This window comes from Streptomyces sp. NBC_00986 (genome assembly GCF_045162565.1).
Lineage (GTDB): Bacteria > Actinomycetota > Actinomycetes > Streptomycetales > Streptomycetaceae > Streptomyces.
On sequence record NZ_CP108733.1, the window covers coordinates 3,430,530 to 3,457,283 of the forward strand.

The following is a 26,754-nucleotide window of genomic DNA, read 5'->3' on the forward strand; positions in this document are numbered from 1 at the left end:
TCAGTCGTCGTCCGGGGCGGGCGGGTTGACCGAGAACCGGTTGCCGTCAAAATACAAGGTCAGCGGGGTGCCGTCGGCCGGGCCGAAGCGGTGGACTCGGTCGCCGGGGCTGATCACCTGGACCGGGCGCCCGGTGTCGCGTACGACCAGTGCCGCGAGGGTGGCCACGTAGAAGGGGTTGTCGGGGCGGGCCAACACCAGGGCGAGGCGCGCGGAGTCGTCCAGTCCGGCCTCCGCGACGGTCACCATGCCGTTCTGGAGGATCGCCTGGGCGCGCAACTCCTCGGTGAGAGCGCCGATTTCGGCCAGTACGTCGGTTCCGACCAAGGTGTCCGGGGCGGAGAGCGTCGCGTCGTCGGGGGCGCCGTTGGCCCTTACGTCGGCTCGGGCCCAGGCGAGGAGGGTGGCGTGGGGGTCGTCGGTGAGGGTCCAGGCGGGGTCGGTGGTACCGGAGCCTGCTCCGCGCCGACCGTTCGCGCCACCACCGTCACCATCGCCATCACCGTCGCCGTCTTCGTCTTCGTCGCCGCCCTCGTCTTCGTCGAACTCGCTCGCGTATTCCAGGCCGTCTTCGTCCACGTCGTCCCCGTGTCGGCCGCCCTGCTGGAACTCCGGTTCCTGGGGCGCTGCTTGAGGCTCACCCTCGGGTTGTTCCTGCGGGTCCGCCACCGGCTCGGCGGCCGCCGGTCGCGCCTCGGGGCGGGCCGGTGTCGGGCGGGGAGTGCGGCGCGGCCACGTGGCCGGGGTGGCGGCCAGGGAGCCGGTCGGCAAGGGGACCGTGCCGTCGCCCGCTTCAGCTCTGTGGGTCTCCAGGACTGTGACGACGTCGGCGAGGTCCCGCTCCGCGTGGCGCTGCCGGGCCGCCTGCCTGACCTGCACGGCGAGGGTGTCGGCGATCTCGCGTCGGAGGGTGTCGAACGCCCGCTGGGCCTCGTCCCGTACGGCGATCGCCCGGTCGTGGCGTGCGGCGGCTCCGATCAGCGCCGCCCGGGCCGTGCGGGACGCCGTGGTCGCCGTCGCGACCCTGTTCCGGGCGTCGGTCAGAACGCCGGCGGCGTGGCGTGCCACGTCCTCGGCCAGGCCGAGCCGGCGCCCGGTGTCACTGGCGGTGTGCCGGGCGGTGTCGACGGCGCGGTCGGCTGCCGCGGCCTGGTTCCGGGCCTGGTCCAGCGTGGCACGGGCCCGGTTCCGGCGCGCCTCGCGCCGGGCGAGGGAACCGGGGTCGCCCGGACGGGAGTTGCCGTTGTCGCGACGCGAACTCCCGGCCTGGGTCGGCGAGTTGGCGAGCCGTTGTCGGGCGGCCTCCTCCGCATCCCGTACGGCCTGCTCCGCCGTCGCCAGTTCGTCCGCCGCCGTGCGGACCGCGTCGTGGTACTCCCCCGCCACCCGGGTCGCGGCCGTCACGCGCTCGTTCTGGTCCTGGAGATCCGTGGTCAACTGCGTTACGCGGGCACGCCGTTCCCGGTCGGTGCGCTCGGCCGTCGCAACGGCCCGCTCGGCGGCGGTGAGTTCGGCGGCCGCGGTGTCCGCGGCGGCGCGGGCCTCGTCCCGGTCCAGCTGCGCCTGCCTCACCGGCGGCTCGGCCTCGTTCAACACGCCTTCGACGTCCGGCACTTGGTCCTGGAGGCGGCGCTCCTGCGTGTTCGCGGCGTGCTCCGCCCGCGCGGCCTCCTCCAGTGCGCGCACCTGAGTCCGTACGGCCGCCCAATCGGCGTCGTGGACCGTGTCGTTCCGGCCCACGCCGCTCGGGCCCGCTCCTCCCCGGCCACCGTCGCGCCGACGCATACCGCCCCGACCCGAACTCCCCTGCACCGCGCTGCTCGGGCCCGCACTGCTCGGACCCCTGTCGTCGAGTTCCTCGTCGCCCCGCTCGTCCGCCCCCCGCGTTCCCTCCGGGTCCCCGTTCGCGTCGAACCGCCGGAACCGCACGCCCTCGCCGTCCCGCAACGCGAGTTCGACGGGCCGCCGTAGCAACGCGGCCGTACCCGAAGCGGCGTACAGAGCGCGGGCCGTCTGGTTCGCGCTGCCGTCGGTGGCCAGCCAGAGCTGGAGCACGGTGTCGGCGGGCGGGGCCGGGTGCGCCTCGATGCCGTCGGCCATCAGGATCGGGAGGTCGCGGAAGGAGATCTGACGCCAGTCGCGGAGGGCCGCGTCCGCGGCGGCGGCCGGTGTCTGCGCGTCGGCCGCCTCACGGATCAGGGACGCGCCGTCGTAGACGCCCGGGTCCGTGAGGCCCGTGGTGACACCGTGGCCCAGGAGGTCGCGCTCCAGGGGGCGCAGGCGGACCGTGCCGGAGACGTACCGGGTGCCGTGCGGGCCGTGGACGGTGACGACGGCGTCGGCGAGGATCTCGTGGCTGCGGGTGCCGCGCGAGCCCGCCGCCGGGGGCTTGGTGTCGCCGTGCTTGAGCCACTCGCGGCGGGTGCCCGCGACGGCGCCGCCCGAGCCGGGGTCCTGGGCCGGGCGGGCCAGGACCGGCGCGGTGAAGCCGAGGAGTTGGCGGTTGGAGTCGTGGAGGCTGAAGGCGCCCTGCGCCGCGAGGCTGCCGCTGACACCGGCGTGCGAGGCGGAGCCCGCGCTGACCGTGCTGAGCCGGACCCGGTCGATCGTCACGTCGCCGGTGTCGGTCTGCCGGCGCGGCCGGTACAGCTCCACGGTGAGCCGGGGCGGGGTGTCGGGGTCGCCCTGGAACGGGTAGGCGCCCGGCATCGCGGGGGTGATGCCCGCGGGACCGCGCGGGTGGTCGAGCTCGATCGTGCCCGCCTGGAGGAGTTCGGCGACCCGTACGGCGGTGGCGTCCGCGGACTCGGAGGCGGCGAGCCGGCGCCAGGAGCGGGTGAGGGCGGGGGCCACCTCGCCGAGCGCGCCGGCGAGTTCGGTGCCCGCGTCGAAGGAGAAGACCGGCGCGGGACCGCCCGGCCTGAAGCGGCTTCCGGTCGTGGCCGGGCGGTCCGGCGACCGGCGCACCGCCATCGGCGTCTCGGTCTGCGCGGGTTCGCCGGTCTCGCTGCCGGTGAAGCGGAGCGCGGCGGCGGTGTACACGGTGATGTCGCGCGGCCGGCGCCCCAGGAAGAGGTGGGCGATGCGCTGGGCGAGCGGGGTGTCCGCGTCGGTGAGGCTGAGCACTCCGTGCTGGAGCACACTGCCCGGCAGGTCCACCAGCCAGTCGGCGGTCAGGGAGGACCGTACGGTGGCGACGATCCGGTACGGCACGCCGGCGAAGTCGGCGACGTTGTCGGAGCGCAGCCAGTGCCGGTCCTCGGCGGCCCGGGTCACCCGCGCCGAGTTGCCGCGCACGGTGTCGGCGCTGAGCAGTGCGGCCGCCCGGTCGGTGCGGGGGCCGCCGGTGGGCCTGGGGAGCCGGGTCTGGAACTGGACGAACCCGGAGTGCCGGGTGCTGTGGGACGTCCTGTCGGTCACCGCGGACGGGGTGTGGCCGAGGTACTGCTCCATGCCGGCGCCCGGTGCCCCGTCGTGGCCGCGCACCTGTCGCAGCTCGTGGTCGTCGGCGTCCGGCTGGGCCGTGAGCGTGACCTCGACGACGCGGGCGCCGCCGTAGCCGACGTGGCGGAAGCGGAAGCGCTGGACGCGGCGGGGGCCGCGGCCGGCCAGGGTGCGCAGGCCGGCCGTGGAGGTGAGGTCGGCGATGCGGGTGCCGACGCCGGAGAGGTACGACGCGTGGCCCGGGCGGGTCGTGCCGGGGGCCTCCTCCTCGATGAGGGCGAGGAGTTGCCGCCGGAGGAGGTCGGGGCGCTGCACGGTGCGCAGGGCGTCGGTGTACTGGTCCATCGCCTGGACGCTGCCGAGGCCCACCTCGCGGGAGGCGACGAAGCGGCGCGGCAGCGGCACGGAGAGCTGCGGGGGCGCGGGCACGGTGAGACCGGGCACGGTCGCGAACCAGACGGGGTGGCGCTGGATCTGGGCCGGGGAGACGAAGAACCGTACGGCGTCCGGGACTTCGACCGCCACCGTCACGGCGCGGCCCTCGCCCTGTCCGAACGCGTTGCCCACGGCGTTGCGGGTGCCGCGGCGGAACGTGACCAGCAGGAGCGCGTCGGCCGTGACGCGGTGCTGGGCGCCGCCCTCGGTGGCCGTGCGGTGCACCATCGTCGAGGAGGCGAGCGCCCGCCCCTTCTCGCCGCGGGTGGTGCGGGTGTAGCGGCCCGAGGGGTTGAAGGTCGCGCCGCGGGACGCGGAACCGGTCGTGGAACTGCCTTCTTGCTGTGCCGGTTCGTCGGCGCGGCGTTGCATTCCGCCGTCGCCGAGGCCGCCGACGTCGCCGTCGTTGCCCGCGGCCTGGTCGGAACTCGGGCTCTGGGCCGAGGAGTTGTTGCGGACCGCGGTGAAACCGCCCGCCCACTGCACGGCGCCGGCCACCGTGCGCTGCTGCCCGGCGCCGTCGACGGCGTTCAGCCCGGTCTCGAAGTACTGCGTGATCTCGGCCGACGCCCGCGGCCTGCGCAGGGTGCCGCGGATCTCCACCGACAGCACCTCGTCCGAGGCGAGCCCCGGCAGGGTGAGCCCCTCGATCACATAGGCGCCCTTGAACACCTGGTGGCCGCGGGCCAGCAGGGCGGCGGGGCTGCGGGCGGCGCTGAGCATCTCCGCGGTCACCGTGGTCGGATCGGTGGCGTCGGCGCCGGCCAGCGACTCGCCGACGGCACGTCCGACTCGGGTCAGCGGAGCGGGAGTCAGGCCCCCGACCGTGTCCCGTACGCCGTCCAGCAGACCGCGCGCGGGATGCCCCTGGTAGGTGTTGCCGAGCACCGCGCGGAACGCGTCGTCGAGCGCGGCCGACGCCCGGAACACCTCCACCATCGAGTCGTCCGGCAGCGGTACCGCGTCGGGCAGCAGGGTGCCGTCCGCGGCGGTCAGGTCGAGCGCCCTCCGGTCGGCGTCGTCGGCGGCCCGCACGGTGTGCCCGGCGGGCGCCGGCTGGACGGGCTCGGCGGCGGCGGGCAGCGTACGGAGCGTCGGCACCGCCAGCTTCAGCGTCCCCGCCACCCGGTCCGGCGGCGGAGGCGGCGGCGGGTCGTCCGGGCCGGGCGGCGGGGCGCCGGGCGGGTCGTACGGCTCCTCGGCCGCCAGGGGCGCGAACCGCACCAGGGGCTCCTCCCCCGACCCCTGGTACAGGTCGAGCGCGAAGGTGGCCGGCACCTCGAACACCTCGGTACGCTGTCCCGCCCCGGTGCCCTGGAACTGCTGGTCGTGCCCGAGGGACAACTGCACACTGTTGTCGTGCTGCACCTGGTGGGAGCGCACATGGTCGGCGGTACCGCCGAGGGTCCACGCGCCGTCGCGCACCGGTATGCCGAGCGAACCGCCGACGCCGTACGACGCCCCGTACTGCGAGCCGTTCTGGTCGGTGGCGACCGTCGACAGTGAGACCAGGCCGATGGTCTCCACGTGCGGCAGCACCCTGGTGTGCATGCTCTCGCCCTCGCCGCGCTCCGCGCTGAGCACCAGCCGCACCCGGCGGCTGCCGCTCATGGTCGGGATCTCCAGGAAGAGCGAGTGGCCGCCGTCCAGCATGGCGTCCGCCGCGGCCCGCAGCCCGAGCTGCGACCGGGTCTGCTCGAACCGGCGCAGGTTGTTCAACTGGGCCTGCACCAGCGCCTCGTCGGGCAGCACCCGGTTGCGGGCGTTGGTGTCGGCGGGCAGGAAGCCCTCGCGGCGCAGCCAGTTCTCGGCGGGCACGAAGAGGCGATGGGCTTCCGTCACGGCCAGCGGTGTCGCGCTGGCGCCGATCGACCGCAGATGCTCCAACTCGGCCGGGAGCCGCCGCAGTTCCTCCGGCGTCGGGACATGGCCCGCGGCGTCCTCGGCGGTCATCACCCGCAGATGCATCCCGGCCCGCCACGCGCCCGGCTCGAAGGTGTCCCGCCCGCCGCCCGGCCGATGGAACACCAGCCTGTGCTCCACCGAGGCCGGCGCCAGCAGGTGACTGCGCTTGGTGCGCACCTCGTGCATCAGCGCCGCGCCGGCGCTCTGGTTCAGCGCGTCGCTCGTCCCCGCCTGGACCGAGACCCGCCCCAGCACACCACCGCCGACCCGCCGCGTCGCCGCCGAGTGGCCCTCGCTGTGGTCGCCGGTGAGCGCCGGACCGGCACTCCCGGACAGGGACGCACCGCTGCTGAACTTCGACTGGGCGTCGATCTTCACCGACTGCGTGAGGTGGCTCTCCAGGTTGACCTTCCCGGCGACGGTCTGCCGCTGCGGATCGCCCACCACCACGTCGGTCCGCAACTCGAACATGCCGAGCGCGCGCCCCGACGTGTCGAGCAGCACCGGCGAGAAGACGCCCGTCTCCCGCTGCATCGGCAGGGTGCCCCGCAGCAACGGCTCCGACAGGAACGTCTCCAGCTCGGCCAGCGAGTCCTTGCCCAACTCCCGCAGCTGGGTCCTGAATTCCCGCAGCGTCTCCGCGAGCAGCCGCCCCGGCTCCGCCACCGTGTCCACGCCCCAGATCGGCAGCACGTCCAGGTCCGCCGCCCCGGGCAGCTCCGCGTCCTCGTCCACCGCCAGATGCTGCGGGAACCAGAGGGTCACCGGCCCGTGCGACCGCTCCGGCGACCAGGTGACGGGCGCGGCCAGCGCCGGGGTGTCGACCCGCACGTCCCACGAGGCGGTGAAGTCGTACGGCTCCGAAGGCTCGTTGCTGCGCTGCGCCGTCGTCGACGTCACCACCGACGCCACCGACGCGCTCGAGGAGAGCTGGTTCAAGGTCAGCGCGAGGGTCACCGCGGCATCGACACCGCGCACCGGGATCGCCCTGCCCACCGGGAACAGCGCGGTCCACGGCAGCATCACTGTACGGATGTTGCCGGACACCTCCGACGACACGGACTCCTGCGAACCGATACCGCGCCGCTCCACCCGTACGTCCCGCACGGCGCCCTCGGCCTGCCCGTACCGGGCCGCCGCCCTCGGGTCCGAGAGCCGCATCCGCAGATCCACGTCCCGCTCCCGGCCGTCCACCGTCACCCTGATCCGGAAACCCAGACTCCCGCGCAGATACGGCAGGTTGAGCACCAGCGTCTCGGCGCTCGCCACCGTCCGCAGCTGCTTCCGCACCGGGTGCGTGTCCGGCGCGGTCCCCAGCCCGAGCGCCGTCATCACCTGCTGGTGCAACCCGTTCACGACGTCCGCCGACAGCGGTTCGAGGAGCACCAGGCCTACGTTGCCGTCCTGGTGGCGACCGTAGTCGCGGACGTACGTCGAAGAAGGCGCCGCCACCGGCGCGTTGGAGGTGGGCCAGGTGAGGGAGGTGTCGCTGGGGATGGGCGTGGTGTCGGGGTCCAGGACGGGGGTGGTGTCGTCCTGCCCTGTGTGGTCGTGGAGTTGGGGGCCGGACGCGGTGACGTTCTCGATGGTGCGGAGGTAGCGGTGCGGAATGTGGACCGGGGTCTGGGTCGTGGCCATGACGCCGGTGGTGTGAACCGTGGTGCTGTTCGAGTGGTTGCGGAGGAGGAAGTCGTTGTCGCGTTGCTCGTCCGGCAGGCCTAGGTAGTGGAGGACTTCGTGGAGGAGGTCCTCGTCGGAGTGGTTGATGTCCAGGTGGAGCTGGTTGGCGCGGCCCGGATTCTCGGTGTCGGTGAGGGTGATCGTCTCGGGGTGGGCCGGGTCTGCGATCAGGTTGAGGTTGATGTGGAGTTGGTCGCCTGAACTGGGCAGCGCGAGACCGGAGTTGAGGTGTGTGTCCAGGAGGCCGGTGATGCGGTCCTTCAACTGACCGGTGAGGGAGGGGTCGTTGGTGGTGACCGGGAGGTTCAGTGTGTAGTCGCGTATCCACTGGCCGTTGGGTGCCTGGATACGACGGATCTGCGTGCGGATGAGAGTCGTGGCACCGCTGAGCGCCCCCGGCCGGGGCGAGTTGGACTGGTCGGCGTGCGGATCGAACCGTTCGGTGGAGTGCACGGCCGGACGGGCCTGCGGGCGCAAGCCGTGCCAGGTGTCCTTGGGCGCGGGGTCGGCGACACGGGACGCGGGACGGTCGTCGTCGGCGTCACGGGTAGGCGCGGGACGGTAACGCCCGGCCAGTTGAACGCTGTTGGCGTCCTCCGGACCCCGGGGCGCGTTCGACGGGGTGATGTTCGCGTTCGCGGCACTCGCGCTGTAGTGGTTCAGGCCCGTGTAGTGGACCTCCAGGGCGGGGGTGTTGGTGGTCGGGCCGTAGCGCAGCACGATGCCGCGGGGGCCGCCGGTCGCGGTGGTGCCGGCGAGGGGGGCGGGCATCGGCTGGAAGACGTGGATCGGGGCGTCGAGGGTGTCGGCGAGGAGGGGCAGGAAGGTGTCGCCGACCGGGTTCGCCCACGCGACCGACCAGTTGCCCACCGCGCCGCCGAGCATGTTCGCCTCGTCCTGGCTGAGTGGGGCGGTGCTGCGGTGGTAACCGGCGATCAGCAGCGACCGGCGCTCGTCCGTCGTCATGGTGGCGAGCGTCGGCAGCCCGTTCACCGCACGGAGATAGGCGAACATCCGCCGGTTGCTCGGCGCGGCGCCGGTCAGTGCGGGCGGTGCGCCCGGCATGGAGACCGCTTGCAGATAGCGGGTCTGGAGGTCGACCGGGTCCAGGTCCTCGGCGTGGGTGACGCCCTGGATGCCGTAGCGGACCAGTTCGTTGTCGATCTGGGCGGCGGGCATGTTCTGGACAGCCGCCGTGAAGGGGGTGACGAGGACGCCCCGGAGCTGGCCGAGCACCTGGGGTGGGAGCGGGCGGCTGCCGTTGCCCGCCGCCGCCAGCCGGGCCAGGACCAGGTTCTGCAACCCCTGCTGCGCGGCCCGCAGTTGATTGGATCCCCGGTCGTCGGCCTGCGGGTTCCCGGCCATCGTCCTGAGGGCCCGTTGCACGTCGTCGGGCCGGGCGAGCCAGGCGGCGGTGGCCGGGGCGAGGGCCTGGGTGGTGACGGTGGCGGCGGCCTGCTGGAGGCGGGTGCGGACCAGGTGGGGTGCGCTGCCGATGACCGCGTACAGGAGGCAGTTGCCGTCGCCGGGGGTCAGGACCGCGTTGCCCGTGGGGTCGACGTAGGGGGTCACCGGGGCGGCGGGGGTTGTGGCGGGGGGCGTGGTCGTGGCTTTGCCCTTGCCCTTGTCGACGCCCGTGGTCCTGCCGGTGTCTTTGCTCGTACCCGTGGTCTTGCCGGTGCTCGTGTTCTTGTCGGTGGCCGGCTTCTTGTCCTTGCCGGTCTTATCGCTCTTGCCCGCCTTGTCCGTCTTGGCGTTGCTCGTACCGGACTTGGGCGTCCCGCTCTTCTTCGGCTGCTGCTTCGTCGTGGACGTGGTCGGGGTCTGCCCTGTCGTCCCCGTGGTCCCTGCGTTCGTGGTGGCGCCGTTGGTGGTCGCGGGCGCCGGCATGTGCGTCTGACCGCCCGCCGGGAGGGGCGCGGTGCGGCCGTCGGGGGCGGGCCAGCGGGGCGGGGTGGTGGCGAAGGTGGTGCGCAGGGACTGTTCGGGCGTCGGGGCGTTGTCCTGGACGTCGCCGGCCAGGTCGGGCAGCGCGGCGGTGGCCGCCATCCGGTCGGCGGCGGCCTGCAGTTGCGCGGTGACGGCGGCGGCGACCAGCCCGTTGCGGCGGGCGACCTCGGTCTCGGCCGCGGTCACCCGGCCCCGGGCGACGGTCTCGTCCCGCGTGGCGAGCTGCACGTCGGCAGCCGCCTCGGCCTCGGCTGCCGCGGCCTCCTCCGCCTCCTCCACGGCCTCCTCGTGGTTCTCCTCCTCCTCGCTGATGCGGTCCGGGCCGACCTCGACGATGTGCTCCGCCCGCGCCAGCACCGGCCGGGCCGCGGTGAGCGCGGTGGTGGCCTGCCGGATCGCGTTGTCGGCGGCGGTGATCGCCGGGAGCACGGCCTGGACACGGGGGTCGGCGGCGACATCGGCCGCGGGAGTGTGGAGGCGCGGGGCGCCGGGCGCGACGGGAGCCGGGACGGGTGCGGGCGCGGGCGTCGCGCTCGACTGCCCGTTCTTCGCGGCCTGTTGGGCGGCGGCCCGTGCTGCGGCGGCGCGCTCTTCGCGCACGTTGTTCTCGGCCCGCGTCAGCGCGGCCAGGGCCGTCTGGAGGTCGTGGCGGCCCTTGGTCTCGTCCCGCTCGTGCCGCTCGATGACCGACGGCAAAGTGGTGGCGGTCTTTTGAGCCTCCGCGTAGTCCCGCTTCAGCCGTGCGACCAGCGCCTCGGCCCTGCGCGCGGCCTCGGCGGCGTCAGCCGCCGTCTTCTTCGCGTCCATGTGGGCGTCGGTCGCGTTCTTGACCGCGAGCTGCGCCTTCCCGTGGGCTTCTACGGCTGCGGTGTGCGCCCGGTTGGCCTGCTGGAGGGAGGCAGTGAGGCGGTTCAGCCGCTGCGGGGTGTCGGCGAGGGTCTCCGTGGCGGTGTGCAGGAGTTCGGCCTGCGCGTCGAAGGCGTCCCACGCGGTGGCCAGGTCGGGGTCCGACGTGACGAGGGCGCCCTCGGGGGTGAACTCCCAGCGGCGGATGCCCTGCGGGTCGCGGGTCATCAGCTCCAGCGGGCGGTTGCCGAGCACGGCGGTGCGGGACGCGGCGTAGACGGCCTGGCCCAGGTGCTCGCCCTGCGGGTCGGCGCCGAGGGCCACCCAGACCTGAACGCCATGACTGCCTGCCGGGATCGCGGAGTTGAGGCGTTCGGGCAGGGTGTGCGGCTCGGCGGTGGCCCAGTCGGGCACGAGCGCGGGCAGGTCGTGGAGGTTCGGCGGGGTCTCGGCCGGGGTGAGCAGACCGTGGCCGAGGAGGTCGCGTTCCTCGATGCGGAGGGTGACGGTGCCGGTGACGTGACGGGTGCCTTCAGGCCCCTCGACGAGCAGATGCGCATCGGCGTCGACAACGTGACTCCGGGTCCCGCGCGCCCCGTTGGCGGGCGCGGCGGTGCTGCCGGACTTGAGCCAGTCACGGCGGCTGCCGGTGGTGGTGCCACCGAAAGTGGACGGCTGGGTCTGCCGTTGGGCGAGCGGGACGCTGATGCCGGCGATCTCGTGGTTGTCGTCGTCGCCGCTGAGGAGTTCCGTGAACGAGGTCGCGAGGGAGTGGTCGGCGCCCGCTGCCGTACTCACCGTGTCGGTGGTGTTGTGGAGTTGGTCGAGGGTGACGTCGTCGGCGTGGCTGGAACGGCGCGGGTTGTAGAGCGTGACCGCGATCGACGGGGCCTGGTCGGGTGCCCCTTCGAAGGGCGCGGTGCCGGGCATCCTGCGGGTGAGGTCGGCGGCCAGGCGTGGGCGGTCGAGGGAGACCCGCCCGGCCTGGATCAACTGGCCCAGCCGGACCGCCTGTCCCTCCACCGACACGGAGGTGATCTGCGAATGCCAACCTCGTCCGCCGCGCGGCGCCACGTCGTTGAGCGCCGTCTCCAGATGCGCCCAGCCGTCGAAGTGGAACGCCGGGGTCGGCCCCACCGGGTGGAACATCTGCGCGTCGGCGAGATACGGCCCGGCGGCTGGACCGGCCGGCCGCACGGTGTTGCGCGGGTCGGCGCCGGAGACGACCGACGGGGCGTTCACCGGAGCCGCGCCGCCCGCGCCGGGCAGGGCGGTCTCGGTGCCGGTGAAGCGCAGGGTCAGCCGGACCGGGACGGTGCTGGTGCGCGGGTTGCCCCGGGCCATCAGTTCGTCCATCCACCGGCGTACGTCCCTGTCCGCGTCGGCCCACGCGATGACACCGTTCTGGATGAGACCGCCGATGACGTTCGGCGGCCAGTCGGCGACCAGCGCCGAGCGGACGGACAGCTCGTAGTCGTACTGGAGGCCGTCGAAGTCGGCGCCGTTGTCGGTACGCAGCCAGAAGCGGTTGTCGGCGGTGGTCGCCCGTCGCGCGGAGATGCTGGTGGCCGCCTGCGGGGTGAACACGGGCGCCGCGCGGTCCGTCTTGGCCGGGTCCGGGCCCTGGTTCGGGCGGAGGTAACGGGTCGTCAGCGTGACCGGGAGCTGCTTCTGCCGGACCGAGGCGCGGGTCGTGGTACGGCCCGCGGCCGTGTGCGACTGCCACTGCTCGAGACCCGAACCGGGCGTCGAGGAACCCCGGACACCGGCCAGGTTCTGAGTCCGCCGCGGCCGTGCCGTCAGCGTGACCTCGACGAGCCGCTCGCCCCCGTGGCCGTGGTGGCGGAAGTGGAAGCGGGTGGTGGCCCGGCGCGGGGTACCGTCCGGACCGCGCCCGGGCAGCGACCGCAGTCCGGCGGACGAGGTCAGCTGAGCCACACGACTGTGCACGCCCTGCTGGTAGCCCGAGTGACCCGGGGTGACCGCTCCGGGCGCCTCGGCCTCCACCAGGGCCAGCAGCTCGCGCCCGATCAGCCCGCGCCGCTCCCTCGGGTTGACCGGCGCCAGCGGTACCTGACCGGCGGTGGGCCCGGTCGTGGGGACGGGGGCGGGACGGTCGTACTCGATGACGGACAGGACGCCGCCGAGGCCCAGTTCGCGGTTGCGGGTGTACGGCGCCGGGAGGGCCGCCGTCAACGCCGGTGCGGGCGCCGGGGTGAGCCCCCGCACCGAGCCCATCCACCGTGCGTCGCGGGCGAGTTGACCCTGGGTCATGAGGAACTGGAGGCCGTCCGGGACGTCCACCGCGAAGGTGACGGGGTCGATCGTGCCGGGCTCGCCGACGCCGTTGAACAGGGTGCGGGAGCCCGCGCGGACCGTGACGAAGTAGGTGACGTCGGCGGCCACGCGGTGCAGGGTGCCGCTCTCGGTGGGGGTGCGGTTGACGCCCGTGCTCGCGGAGAGCGTGTCGGCGGTGTCGGTGCGGGCGACGTAGCCGAGCCGTGCCGAGGGGTTGAAGAGGCCCTTGTACGACTTGCCGCTGGTCTGGCTGGTGGAGACCGAACCGTCCGACTCCGGACCGGTGTTGCCCTGTCCGGCCGGCTGCGGGGGCGGGTTCTGGGTGACCACCCCGCTGCCGCCGAACTGGTGCGACTTTCCGAGGGACTTGAGCTGCTGGGCACTGTCGGCGGCCGAGACGCCCGTCTCCAGGTACTGCCGGGTCGTGTCGAGCAGGCGGGGCCGGTGCGCGACGGCCTGGATCTCCAGCGAGTACTGCCCGTCCGCGACCGTCCCCGGCAGGCTCAGACCCTCGACCACATAGGAGCTCTTGAACAGTTCGTGTCCGTGCGCGACGAGACTGCCCGGCGTGATCGCCGCGTGCCGGGTCTCCGTGGCGCGCGTCCTGCTGTCCGTGAGCCCGCGTCCGGCGAGGGGGGAGATGCCGTCACGGGCGGGCGGGGCGGGGTTGGTTGCGGTGGTCGCGGGGGCGGTGACCGGGAGGATCGGGCCCGTGCCGGTGGTGGCGGGGGGCGTCGGCTGGGCCTGGTTGCGGATGACCGTGGCGGCCCGCTGGAAGACGGACTCGATGGCGGCGGAGCCGCGCACGGTGTCGATCAGCGCGTCGTCCGGTATCCGCACCAGGTCCGGGTGCTGGACGCCGTTGACGTCGGTGCCGTCGAGCCGGGCCCGGTCGAGCGCGTTGGCCGGACGCGGCGCCCCGTCGGTACGCGCGGCGCGCGGCGCGGCGGTGGCCGAGGGCGCGTGCGTACGGCCGTGCGGTACGGCCAGCCGCAGCGAACCGGTGACGGTCGGCGCGACGGGTGGCGCGGGGGCAACGGGCGGCGCACCGGGGACAGTTGGGGCCGGGGCCGGTGCGGCGGCCTGGTTCACGTTCCGCCCGAACTGCTCACTCGGCTGGTCGCTGTCGTCCGCGTACAGGTCCAGGGCCAGCCGCACCGGCACCCTGAACTCGTGGCTGTCCTGGCCGGTGCCGATGTAGAACTGGTCGTGCGAGGTCGCGCCGCCCACGGTGTCGCCGTGCGTGACCTGGTGCCCGTACTGGTAGTCGGCCCCGAACCCGATGGACCCCCAACTCCCCAGCGGACCGCTGACACTGGCCATCGGCCCGAGCGCGCCGCCGTACGACTCGCCCCGCTGCTCGGCGTCGCTGCCGGCCATCTGCGCCAGACCCATGACCTGGATACCCGGCAGGACCAGGTGATGAGTGCTGGCCTGTCCGGATTCACGGTCGGCGGTGAGCAGCAGACGCACCCGGCGGACGCCGGTGTCGGTGCTGTTCGGCACCTCGAAGTGCAGGGCGTGTCCGCCGTCGACCATCGAGTCGGTCGCGGCACGCAGCCCCGTACGGGAGCGCGCCTCCCGCAGCCGGCGCAGGTTGTTGAGCTGCGCGTGCAACCGGATCTGGTGCTCGGGTTCATGGTTGCGCACGGCCTGCTTCAGCCGCGCGCCGACTCCGGTGGGAGCAGGGGCCGTTGGGGCGGGCGGCAGGAAACCCTCGCGCCGCAGCCACGTCTCGGCCTCGTCGAACAGACCGTCCGTACCCGTGACGTCCAGCGGCGCCGCGCTCAGCCCGATGCCGTCCAACCGCTCCAGGGAGTCGGGGAGTTCACGCGTCTCGGCGGCCGTCGGGGTATGCCCCGTGGCATCCGCCTTGCTCAGGACCCGTAGGTCCATGCCGTGTGTCTGGGTGAGCGCCGGAGCCGCCGTCTCGGTGCCGTCGGGCCGGATCAGGGTGACCCGGTAGGTGACGCCGGACGGGGTGAGGAGGTGACCACGGTTCGTGCGGATGGCGTGCATCGTGCCGACGGAACTGCTCGCGCTGTACGTGTTGGTGACGGTCGCCTGGGTCTGCCCGCGCAGGCCGAGACTGCCGCCGATGGTGCTGGAGGCGTCCGGATGGCCCTGACTGTGGTCACCGGTGAGAGCGGCGGCACCACTCCCGCTGACCCCGATCCCGCTGGTGTACTTCGAAGAGAGGTCCACCTTCGCGGTGTTGACCAGATGGCTCTCCAGGTTGATCTGGCCCGGGGTGCTCTGCCGCAGCGGGGTGCCGACGGCGGGCGTGGTGACCAGGTGCAGCATGCCGACCGCGTTGCCGTCGGCGTCGGTGATCACCGGCGAGTAGATCCCGCCGTCCACCTGCATGGGCAACGTGCCCCGCAGCACCTGCTCGGAGAGGAAGTCCGAGACCTGCCCGGCCGCGGTGTCGTCCAGATCGGCGTGGAACGTCTGATGGACGTGCTCGTACAGCGCCCTCGGGTCGATCACCGAGTCGACGCCGTAGAGCGGGAGATCGGCCATCGCGGCGGGCGCGGGCAGCGAACCCGGCGCCGGATCGGCGGTGGTGAGATGCCGCGGGAACCAGATCGTGGTCGGACCGTGGGACTGCGCCGGGCCCCACCCGTCCGGTGCCGGGACGGTCGTGGTGGTGGTCGCGGTGACGGGCGCGGTGACGGCGGGCGCGTCGACACGCACCCGCCACCGGGTGCTGAACTCCACTGGATCAGAAGGCTCGTTGGAGCGCTGGGAGGACGTGGTCTGGACGGCCTGGGTGACGGTGGTCGCGTCGCCGGCCTGGTTGTGGGTGATCGCCGCGGTCAGCGATCCGTCTATGGCCCGCACTGCTGTCGGCGCGGTGATCGGCCACGACCCGGTCCACGGCACCTGGACCGTCCGGTACGTCCCCGACGGCTGGCTGGAGAAGTTCTCCCGCGTACCGAAACCGCGCCGCTCGACATGCTTGTCCGGGTCACGCGGGTCGAAACGGCCCTGCCGCAACGAGGCCCGCGCGTCGGAGAGCGTCAACTGGACGTCGACCGTACGGTCCCGGCCGCCGACCCGGACGGCGATGCGGAGACCGCCGTTCGAGCGCAGATACGGCAGCTGGAGCGCCAGGTTCTCCCGGGTCAGCTCGCCCCGCACCTGCTCACGCACCGACTCGGGCGGGTTGTCCGCATCCAGCCCGAGCGCCTCGTAGACCTGCCCGTGCAGCCCGGCGATCACCTCGTCGGAGAACGGCTCCGCGTACACCAGCCCGACGGTCCCGTCGGGAAGCGCGCCGTAGGAGTTCACGTAGGTGGACGGGAGTTGGACCGGCGCGGGTGGCTGTGCGGTCGGGGCGTTGGAGGTGGGCCAGGTGAGAGGAGCGTCCGTGGGGATCGGGGTGGTGTCGGGATCGCGGACCGGGGTCGTCTCGTCCTGGCCTGTGTGGTCGTGGAGTTGGGGGCCGGACGCGGTGACGTTCTCGATGGTGCGGAGGTAGCGGTGCGGGATGTGGACGGGGGTCTGGGTGGTGGCCATGAGGCCGGTCGTGCGGACGGTGGTGCTGTTCGGGTGGTTGCGCAACAGGAAGTCGTTGTCGCGCTGTTCGTCCGGCAGACCGAGGTAGTGCAGGACCTCGTGGAGCAGGTCCTCGTCCGAGTGATTGGCGTCCAGGTGGAGTTGGTCGGCGCGGGTCGGGTTCTCGGAGTTGGTGAGAGTGATCGACTCCGGGTGCTCGGGGTCGCTGATCAGGTTCAGGCCGATGTGGAGCTGGTCGCCTGAACTGGGCAGCGCCAAGCCGGAGTTGAGGTGCTGGTCCAGGAGACCGCTGATGCGCTCGTTGAGTTGGGTGGTGAGCGCCGGGTCCGTGGCGGTGACCGGAAGGTTGAGCGTGTAGTCCCGTACCCACTGGCCGTTGGGCGCCTGGATACGACGGACCTGCGTACGGATGAGAGTCGTAGCACCGCTGAGAGCCCCGGGGCGGGGCGGGTTGGACTGGTCCGCGTGCGGATCGAACCGCTCCGTGCTGTGAACGGCCGGGCGGGCGTACGGACGCAGACCGTGCCAGGAGTCCTTCGGCGCCGGGTCGGCGACACGGGACGCGGGACGGTCGTCGGCGGCGTCACGGGTCGGCGCGGGACGGTAACGCCCGTCCGGCTGAACGCTGTTGGCGTCCTCGGGACCGCGGGGTGCCTGCGACGTGGTGAGGTTCGCCGAGGTGGCATCCGGGTTCGCGTCGCTCGCGCTGTAGTGGTTCAGGCCCGTGTAATGGACCTCCAGCGAGGGGGTGTTGGTGGTCGTCGGGCCGTAGCGCAGCACGATGCCCCGGGTACCGGCGGGCGTGTTGGTCACCGGCTGGAAGACGTGGATCGGGGCGTCGAGGGTGTCGGCGAGCAGCGGCAGGAAGGTGTCGCCGACCGGGTTCGCCCACGAGTCCGACCAGGTGTCCACCGCGCCGTCGAGCAGGCGCGCCTCGCCCTGGGTCAGGGGGACGGTGCTCCGGTGGTAGCCGGCGGTCAGCAGCCACCGGCGTTCGGCCGGTGTCATGGTGGCGGGCGTCGGGAGCGCGCCCATCGAACGCAGGTAGGCGAACATCCGCCGGTTGCTCGGCGGGTTGCCGGTCAGTGGGGGCGGTGCGTTGGGTGCCGTGATGGCTTGTGCGTAGCGGGTCTGGAGGTCGATCGGGTCCAGGTCCTCGGTGCGGGTGACGCCCTGGATGCCGTACACGCCCAGTTGGTTGCCGACGGCGGCGTCGGACGCGGTCCGCACCCGGCTCGCGAACTCACCGGCGAGGACGCCGCGGAGCTGGCCGAGCACCTGCGGCGGGAGCGGGCGGCTGCCGTCCTGCGCCGCCGCCAGCCGGGCCCGGACCAGGTTCTGCAGCCCCCGCTGCGCGGCCCGCAGATGGCCGGTTCCCCGGTTGGCGGTCTGCGGCTGCCCCGTGAGTGTCGTCAGGGTGCGCCGTACGTCGTCGTGCCGGGCGAGCCAGGCGGCGGTGGCCGCGGCGATGGCCGGGATGGTGCCGGTGGCGGCGGCCTGCTGGAGGCGGGTGCGGACCAGGTGCGGTGCGCTGCCGATCACGGCGTACAGGAGGCAGTTGCCGTCGCCGGGGGTCTCGACCTCGTTGCCGATGGGGGCCACGTAGGGAGTCAGCGGGGCGGCCGGGGTCGTGCCGTGGGTCGGGGGCGACTGCACGAGCGGGGACTTGGCCTTGCCCTTGTCGACACCCTTGCCCTTGTCGAGGCCCGTGCTCTTGCCGGTGGCCGGCTTCTTGCCCTTGGTGTCCTTGCCCTTGTCCGTCTTGGCGTTGCTCGTACCGGACTTGGGCGTCCCGCTCTTCTTCGGCTGCTGTTTCGCCGGCTTCGGCGTCGTCGTCGTAGTCGTCGGGTTCGTCCCCGTGGTACCGGTGACGGCGGCAGGCGGAGTGTGGGTCTGGCCGCCGGCCGGGAGGGGTGCCGCCGGGCCGTCGGGAGCCGGCCAGCGGGGCGGGGTGGTCGCGAAGGTGGTGCGCAGGGACTGTTCGGGCGTCGGGGCGTTGTCCTGGACGTCGCCGGCCAGGCCCGGCAGCGCGGCGGTGGCCGCCATCCGGTCGGCGGCGGCCTGCAGTTGCGCGGTGACGGCGGCGACGATCTCCCCGTCGCGGTCGGCGACTTCGTCCGCGGCCTCGGCCACGTCGCGCCGGGCGTCGGTCTCGTTCTCCGTGGCAACCCGGAGGTCGTCGGCCGCGACGGACTCGGCCTCCGCGTCCTCCCTTTGCTTCTCCTCGGCCTTCCGGTGGTCCTCCTGTGCCTTGCGGATCTCGGCCGGCCGGTCGGCGACGGCCGCCCGCGCCTCTGCCAGTGCCGGCCGGGCCGCGTCGAGTCCGGCGGTGGCCCGCCGGATCGCGTTCTCGGCGGCGGTGATCGCCGGGAGCACGGCCCGGACACGGGGGTCGGCGGCGACATCGGCCGCGGGAGTGTGGAGACGCGGGGCGCCGGATGCGGCAGGGGCCGGTACGGGGGCAGGGGTCGTACCCGACTGCCCGTTCTTCGCGGCCTGTTGAGCGGCGGCCCGTGCGGCGTTCTCGGCCTGCGTCAGCGCGGCCAGGGCCGCCCGAAGATCGCGGTGGCCCTTGGTCTCGTCCCGTTCGTGCCGCTCGATGACCGGCGGCAGTGTCGTGGCGGTCCGCCGGGCCTCCGCGAGCTCGTCCGTGAGCCGCTCGACCAGTGCCTCCGCCCGGCGCGCGGCCTTGGCGGAGTCGGCGGCCGCCTTCCTCGCCCCGGTATGGGCGGTGGTCGATTCCCTGACCGCGCGCTGCGTCTCCTCGTGGGTTTCCACGGCGTCCGTGTACGCCTCGTTGGCCTCCCGGCGGGCAGCGAAGCGGAGGTTGAGCAGCTGCGGGATGTCGGCGAGCGTGTCCGTGGCGGTGTACAGGAGTTCGGCCTGGGCGTCGAAGGCGTCCCACGCGACGGTCAGGTCGGGGTCGGCGGTGACGAGGGCACCGTCGGGGGTGAACTCCCAGCGGCGGATGCCCCGCGGGTCACGGGTCATCAGCTCCAGCGGGCGGTTGCCGAGCACGGCCGCACGCGAGGCCCCGTAGAGCGCCTGGCCGAGCCGGGTGCCCTGCGGGTCGGCGCCGAGGTTGACCCAGAACTGGACGCCGTGACTGCCCGCGGGGATCGCGGAGTTGAGGCGCTCGGGCAGCGTGTGCGGTTCTGCGGTGGCCCAGTCGGGGACGAGCGCGGGCAGGTCGTGCACGTTCGGCGGGGCCTCGGCCGGGGTGATCAGACCGTGCCCGAGGAGATCGCGTTCCTCCACGCGGAGGGTGACCGTACCGGTGACGTGCCGGGTCCCCTGCGGTCCGTCCACGAGCAGATGGGCGTCGGCGTCGACGACGTAACTCCGCGTCCCGCGCGCCCCGTTGGCGGGCGCGGCGGTGCTGCCGGACTTGAGCCAGTCACGGCGACTGCCGGTGGTGGTGCCGCCGAAGGACGAGGGCTGGGTCTGCCGCTGGGCGACCGGAACGCTGATCCCGCCGAGCTGGCGGTTGTTGTCGTCGCCGCTGAGGATTTCCGTGAACGCGGTCGCCAGGGAGTGGTCCGCGCCCGCTGCCGTACTCACCGTGTCGGTCGTGTTGTGGAGCTGGTCGACGGTGACGTCGTCGGCGTGGGTCGAGCGGCGCGGGTTGTACAGCGTCACCGCGATCGACGGGGCCTGCTCCGGCGCCCCTTGGAAGGGGGTGGTGCCGGGCATGGTGCGGGTGAGGTCGGCGACCAGCCGGGGACGGTCGAGGGAGACCCGCCCGGCCTGGATCAACTGGCCGAGCCGGACCGCCTGTCCCTCCACCGAGACCGACGTGATCTGCGCGTGCCAGCCGTGGCCGCCGGGCGGCGCCACCTGGTTCAGCGCCGACTCCAGATGCGCCCAGCCGTCGAAGAAGAACGCCGGGGTGGGCCCGACCGGGTGGAACATCTGCGGGTCGGCGAGATACGGCGTGCGGGCGGGTCCTGGCAGCACGGTGTTGCGCGGGTCGGCACCGGACTCGGCGGACGGGGCGGTCACCGTGGCCGTCGGTACGGGCACGTTGGTCTCGGTGCCGGTGAAGCGCAGCGCGAGACTGACCGGGACGGTGCTGGTGCGTGAGTTGCCGCCCTCCAGCAGCCGGTCGATCCACTGGCGTACGTCGCCGTCCGCGTCGGCCCAGGCGATGACGCCGTTCTGGATGAGACCGCCGATGACGTTCGGCGGCCAGTCGACGACCAGCGCGGAACGGACCGACAGCTCGTAGTCGTACCGCAGACCGTCGAAGTCGGCGCCGTTGTCCGTGCGCAGCCAGAACCGGTTGTCGGCCGTGGTCGCCCGCCGGACCGAGATGCTGCTCGCGGACTGCGGGGTGAACCCCGGCGCCGAGCGGTCCGTCGTCAGGGGGTCGGGCCCCTGGTTGGGACGGAGATAGCGGACCGTCGGCGTGATCGGGACCTGCGTCTGCCGGACCGAGGCGCGGGTGGTGGTGCGGCCCGCGGCCGTGTGCGACTGCCACTGTTCGAGACCCGAGCCGGGGGTGGAGGTGCCCCGGATCCCGGCCAGGTTCTGGGCCGCCCGTGGCCTCGCCCGCAGGGTGACCTCGACCAGCCGCTCGCCGCCGTAGCCGTGGTGGCGGAAGTGGAAGCGGGTGGTGGCCGGGTGCGGGGTACCGTCCGGGCCGCGGCCTGGCAGTGAGCGCAGTCCGGCGGTGGAGGTGAGCTGGGCGATCCGGCCGTGCACACCGGGCTGGTGGCCGGCGTGCCCCGGGGTGAACACTCCGGGCGCCTCGGTCTCGACCAGGTCCATCAGCTCGCGCCGGACCTGGCCGCGCCGCTCCCTCGGGTTGACCGGCCCCAGCGGGACCTGTCCCGCCGCGGGCCCGGTGGCGGGAACGGGGGCGGCGACGGGACGGTCGTACTCGATGACCGAGAGGACGCCGCCGAGGCCCAGTTGACGGTTGCGGGCGTACGCCGCCGGGAGCGGGGCCGTGCCCGCCACGAGTGCCGGGGTGAGGCCGTTCACCGAGCCCATCCACCGTGCGTCACGGTTGAGTTGGCCCTGCGTCATGAGGAACTGGAGGCCGTCCGGTACGTCCACCGCGAAGGTGACGGGGTCGATCGTGCCGGGGTCACCGACCCCGTTGAGCAGCGTGCGGGAACCGGCCCGGACCGTGACCACGTAGGTGACGTCGGCGACGACCCGGTGCAGGTCACCGCTCTCGGTGGGGGTGCGGTTGACGCCCGTGCCGGCGGAGAGCGTATCGGAGGTGTCGGTGCGGGACACCTTGTTGACCCGTACGGCCGGGTTGAGCTGGTTCTTGTTCGGCTTCGAGGTGCTCTGCCCCGCGGAGTCCGAACCGCCCGTCTCGGTACCGGTGCTGCTCGGCGCCACCGGTGTGGACGCGCTCTGCGTGGCGGACCCGGTTCCGCCGAACTGGTGCGACTTTCCTAGGGACTTGGCCTGCTGGGCGTTGTCCGTGGCGGAGACGCCCGTCTCCAGGTACTGCCGGGTCGTGTCCAGCAGCCGGGGCCGGTGGGCGACGGCCTGGATCTCCAGCGAGTACTGCCCGTCCGCGAAGGTCCCCGGCAGGCTCAGGCCCTCAACCACATAGGAGTTCTTGAACAGTTCGTGCCCGTGCGCGACAAGACTGCCCGGGGTGATCGCCGCGTGCCGGGTCTCGGCGGCGCGCGTCCTGTTGTCCATCAGCCCCTGCCCGGCGAGCGGGAAGACGCTCGCGCGCTGCGGCGCGGCGGGGGCGGGTGCGGGTGCCGTACCGGGGGCGGTGACCGGGAGGATCGGGCCGGTGGCCGGGGTAGGGGGCGTCGCCTGCTGCGCCTGGTGGCGGATCTCCCGCGCGGCCCGCCGGAAGACGGACTCGATGGCGGCGGAGCCGCGCACGGTGTCGATCAGCGCGTCGTCAGGTATCCGCACCAGCTCAGGGCGCGGGGTACCGGTCGCGTCGGTCCCGTCGAGCCGTGCCCGGTCGACCGCGTTCGCCGGACGCGGCGCCCCGTCGGCACGCGCGGGCGGGGCTGGGGCCGTCGAGGGCGCGTGCGTACGACCGTTCGGCACCGCCAGCCGCAGCGAACCGGTGACCGTCGGCGCGACGGGTGGCGCGGGGGCAACGGGCGGCGCACCGGGGGCAGTTGGAGCAGGTACGGCGGCCGGCGCCGGGGCGAGGGCCTGGTTGACGTTCCGCCCGAACCGCTCACTCGGCTGGTCCCCGTCGTCCGCGTACAGGTCCAGGGCGAACCGCACCGGCACGTCGAACGCGTGGCTGTCCTGGCCGGTGGCGATGAAGAACTGGTCGTGCCCGGTCGCACCGCCCACGGTGTCGCCGTGCGTGACCTGGTGCCCGTACTGGTAGTCGCCCCCGAACCCGATGGACCCCCACCTGCCCAACGGCCCGCTGACACTGCCCAGCGCTCCGAGCGCGCCGCTGTACGACTCGCCGCGCTGCTCGGCGTCGCTGCCCGCCATCTGCGCCAGGCCCATGACCTGGATACCCGGCAGCACCAGGCGGTGGGTGCTGGGCTGCCCGGTGTCCCGGTCGGCGGTGAGCATCAGGCGGACCCGGCGGACGCCGGTGTCGGTGCTGTTCGGCACCTCGAAGTGCAGGGCGTGTCCGCCGTCGACCATCGAGTCGGTCGCCGCGCGCAGCCCGGTACGCGAACGGGCCTCGTTCAGCCGCCGCAGGTTGTTGAGCTGGGCGTGCAGCCGGATCTGGTGCTCGGGTTCATGGTTGCGCACCGCCTGCTTCAGCCGCGCGCCGACTCCGGTGGGAGCAGGGGCCGTTGGGGCGGGCGGCAGGAAACCCTCGCGCCGCAGCCACGTCTCCGCCTCATTGAACAGACCGTCCGTACCCGTGACGTCGAGAGGTGCCGCACTCAGCCCGATTCCGTCCAACCGCTCCAGGGAGTCGGGGAGTTCACGCACGTCGGTGGCGGCGGGCGGGCGACCGGCGGCGGCCGCCCGGCTGAGTACGCGCAGATCCATGCCGTGCGTCCGTGTCAGCGGGGGCGCGGCCGTCTCGGTGCCGTCCGGGCGGATCAGGGTGGCGTGGTAGGTGACGGCGGCCCGGGCGAGCAGATGACTCTGGTTGGTGCGGATCGCGTGCATCGTGCCGGCCGAACTGCTCGCGCTGTACGTGCTGGTGACGGTCGCCTGCACCTGCCCGCGCAGACCGAGACTGCCGCCGATGGTCTTCGACGCGTCCGGGTGCCCCCGCGCGTGGTCCCCGGTGAGCGCGGCGGCGGCGCTGCCGCTGATGCCGATACCGCTGGTGTAGCGCGAGGAGAGATCCACCTTCGCGGTGTTGACGAGGTGGCTCTCCAGGTTGATCTGCCCGGCGGTGCTCTGCCGTTGCGGGGTGCTGGTCCCCGGCACGGTGACCAGGTGCAGCATGCCGACCGCGTTGCCGTCGGCGTCGGTGATCACCGGCGAGTGGATCCCGCCGTCGATCTGCATCGGCAGCGTGCCGCGCAGCACCTGCTCGGAGAGGAAGTCGGAGACCTGCCCGGCGGCGGCGGTGTCGAGGTCGGCGTGGAACGTCTGGTGGACGTGCTCGTACAGCGCCCGGGGGTCGATCACGGTGTCGACGCCGTAGAGCGGCAGGTCCGCCGGTGCGGCGGGCGTCGGCAGCGAACCCGGCGCGGGGTCGGCGGTGGTGAGGTGCCGGGGGAACCAGATCGTGGTCGGCCCGTGCGACACCGGCCGGCTCCACGTGTCCGGAGCCGGGGCGGTGGCGGGCGCGGCGGGCGGCGCGGTGACCGCGGGTGCGTCGACGCGCACACGCCAGCGGGTCGTGAACTCCACTGGATCCGACGGCTCGTTGGAGCGCTGCGCGGACGTCGTCTGCACGGCCTGCGTGACGGTCGTAGCGTCACTGGCCTGGTTGTGCGTGAGGGACACCGTCACCGAACCGTCGACCGCCCGCACCGCGACAGGCGCGGTGATCGGCCACGACCCGGTCCACGGCACCTGGACCGTGCGATACGTCCCCGACGGCTGCCCGGAGAAGTTCTCCCGCGTGCCGAACCCGCGCCGCTCGACGTGCTTGTCCGGGTCACGCTCGTCAAAGCGCCCTTGCCGCAACGACGTTCGCGCATCGGACAGCGTCAGCTGTACGTCGACGGTGTGGTCGCGCCCGTCGACCGTGACGGTGATCCGGTGACCGCCGTTCGAGCGCAGATACGGCAGTTGAAGCGCGAGGTTCTCCCGGCTCAACGCCGCCTGCACCTGCTCGCGCACCGACTCGGGCACGTCGTCCGGGTCCAGCCCGAGCGCCTCGTGGACCTGCCCGTGCAGCCCCGCGATCACCTCGTCGGAGAACGGCTCCGCGTACACCAGCCCGACCGTGCCGTCCGGGAGCGCCCCGTAGGACGTCACGTAGCTCGACGGGAGTTGGCCGGGTACGGGCGGCTGTGCGGTCGGGGCCTGGGAGGTGGGCCAGGTGAGCGAGGCCTCGGTGGGGATGGGGGTCGTGTCGGGGTCCAGAGCGGGGGTGGTGTCGTTCTGGCCTGTGTGGTCGTGGAGTTGGGGCCCCGCGGACGTGACGTTCTCGATGGTGCGGAGGTAGCGGCGGGGAATGTGGACGGGCGTCTGGGTGGTGGCCATGACGCCGGTGGTGTGGACGGTGGTGCTGTTCGGGTGGTTGCGCAAGAGGAAGTCGTTGTCGCGCTGTTCGTCGGGCAGGCCGAGGTAGTGCAGGACCTCGTGGAGCAGGTCCTCGTCGGAGTGGTTGGCGTCCAGGTGGAGTTGGTCCGCGCGGCCCGGATTCTCGGTGTCGGTGAGAGTGATCGTCTCGGGGTGGTCCGGGTCCGCGATCAGGTTCAGGTTGATGTGGAGCTGGTCGCCCGAACCGGGCAGCGCCAGACCGGAGTTGAGGTGTGTGTCCAGAAGACCCGTAATGCGCTCGTTGAGCTGCTGAGCGAGGTCCGGGTTCGTCGTGGTGACCGGGAGGTTGAGCGTGTAGTCCCGTATCCACTGGCCGTTGGGGGCCTGGATACGACGGACCTGCGTACGGACGAGCGTCGTGGCACCGCTGAGGACCCCAGGCCGGGGCGAGTTGGACTGGTCCGCGTGCGGATCGAACCGCTCCGTGCTGTGAACGGCCGGGCGGGCGTGGGGACGCAGGCCGTGCCAGGTGTCCTTCGGCGCCGGGTCGGCGACACGGGACGCGGGACGCTCGTCATCGGCGTCACGGGTCGGCGCGGGACGGTAACGCCCGTCCGGCTGAACGCTGTTGGCGTCCCCGGGACCCCTCGGTGCCGGCGCCGGGGTGATGGTGGCCGGGTCGACGGTGAGGGGCCCGGCGTCGGTGGCGTTGTAGTGGTTCAGGCCCGTGTAGTGGACCTCCAGGACCCGGGTGGCCGTGGGTGAGCCGACGCGGGTGACGGTGCCGCGGCCGGTCGACGGGTCCGGCCGCAGCACCTCCACGGCCACGTCCAGGGTGTCCGCCAGCAGCGGGAGGAACAACTCGCCCTGGTTGCTCTCGTACGCCTTGGACCAGTTCTGGACGGCGTCGAGCGCGTGGGCCAGTTCGGCGTCGGTGAACTGGGCGTCGCTGACGGTGTATCCGTGCCCGAGCAGCCTGCGGAGCTGGTCGTCGGTGAGGTGGTCCGGTGTGGGCAGCCGGCCGGTGTCGCGCAGGTACGCGAACATGTCCCGGACGCTGGGATCCGCCGGGCCGGTCTCGTTGTTGCCGGTCAGCGCCTCGATGTAGAGCGTGTCGAGATCGTCCCGCTCCAACTGGTCCGGCTCCGTCACCCCCGTGATGCCGTACTCGTCGAGGGTCGCCAGGAGTTCGGGACGGTTCATGGCCGCCGTGCGCCCCTCGAACCACCCCGCGAGGGTCTGCCGTACCTGGCCCACCACCTCGTGCGGCAACGGGCGTTCACTGCGCGCGGTGAGCAGCCGGTCCTCGGCGAGGATGCGCAGCTGGTCGGCTACGAGCATCAGATGGTGGCGGGCCCGAGGCATCGGGGTGCCCGGCCGCCACTGGGTGAACTGGGCCAGCCCCGCCCGGACTTGGCCCGGGTCGCCCAGCCAGGCGTAGGTCTCCGGAGCCTGGGTCCGCAGTCCGGTCAGCCGGTCGCGGACCCGCGCCGGGTCGGTGCCGATGAACGTGTAGAGGATGCACCGGCCGTCACCGCGGGTCGGCACCAGATTGCCTCGCGGCGCCCGCACTTGGAACGCGGCGGGCTGGGGGGCGGTGGGGGTGGAGGACGCGGGGTCGGACGAAGTGGGGTCGGACGACGTGCCGTTGGTGTCGTCCTGGGCAGGCGCCTTGCCCTTGCCCTTGTCCTCGGTCTTGGGTGCGTCGGTGTCCGTGTCCGACGTGTCCACCGGCGCGCTGTGCAAGTCGGTGGACGTGGTGGTGGTGTTGCCGACCAGGGCGTCGAACGCGCTGTCCTGGGCGGAGGTCGTACCGGGGTCGCCGGACGTGCTGCCCTGGTCCCCGCCGGTGGTGTCCTTCGGCGGGATGACGGACACCGGGTCGGGAGTGGTCAGTTCGGTGTCCGCGTCCGAACTGTCGTCTCCCCCCGCATCCTCGTCCTCTGAATCCTCGTCCCCGGTGGTCGAGTTGTCGCTCTCGGAGATGTCGTCGCCGCCGGGGAGCGGGGTGTTGTCGGTGGAGGGACCCGCCGTGCGGGGGCGGCCCGAGCCCGGCCAGCGCGGGCTGGCCGAGGCCAGCGTCGTGCGTGACGT

1 protein-coding gene (cut by a window edge) is annotated in these 26,754 nt (G+C 73.2%); it reads right to left on the reverse strand.

All coding sequences use genetic code 11. The features are described 5' to 3' along the window. Positions 1–26,754 carry the 3' portion of a hypothetical protein gene (locus tag OG504_RS14870; protein WP_405990270.1) on the reverse strand. It continues 9,918 nt past the right edge of the window, so 26,754 of the gene's 36,672 nt are visible here — the last part of the coding sequence; the start codon falls outside the window, past its right edge — the gene reads right to left on this strand; it ends in the stop codon at positions 1–3.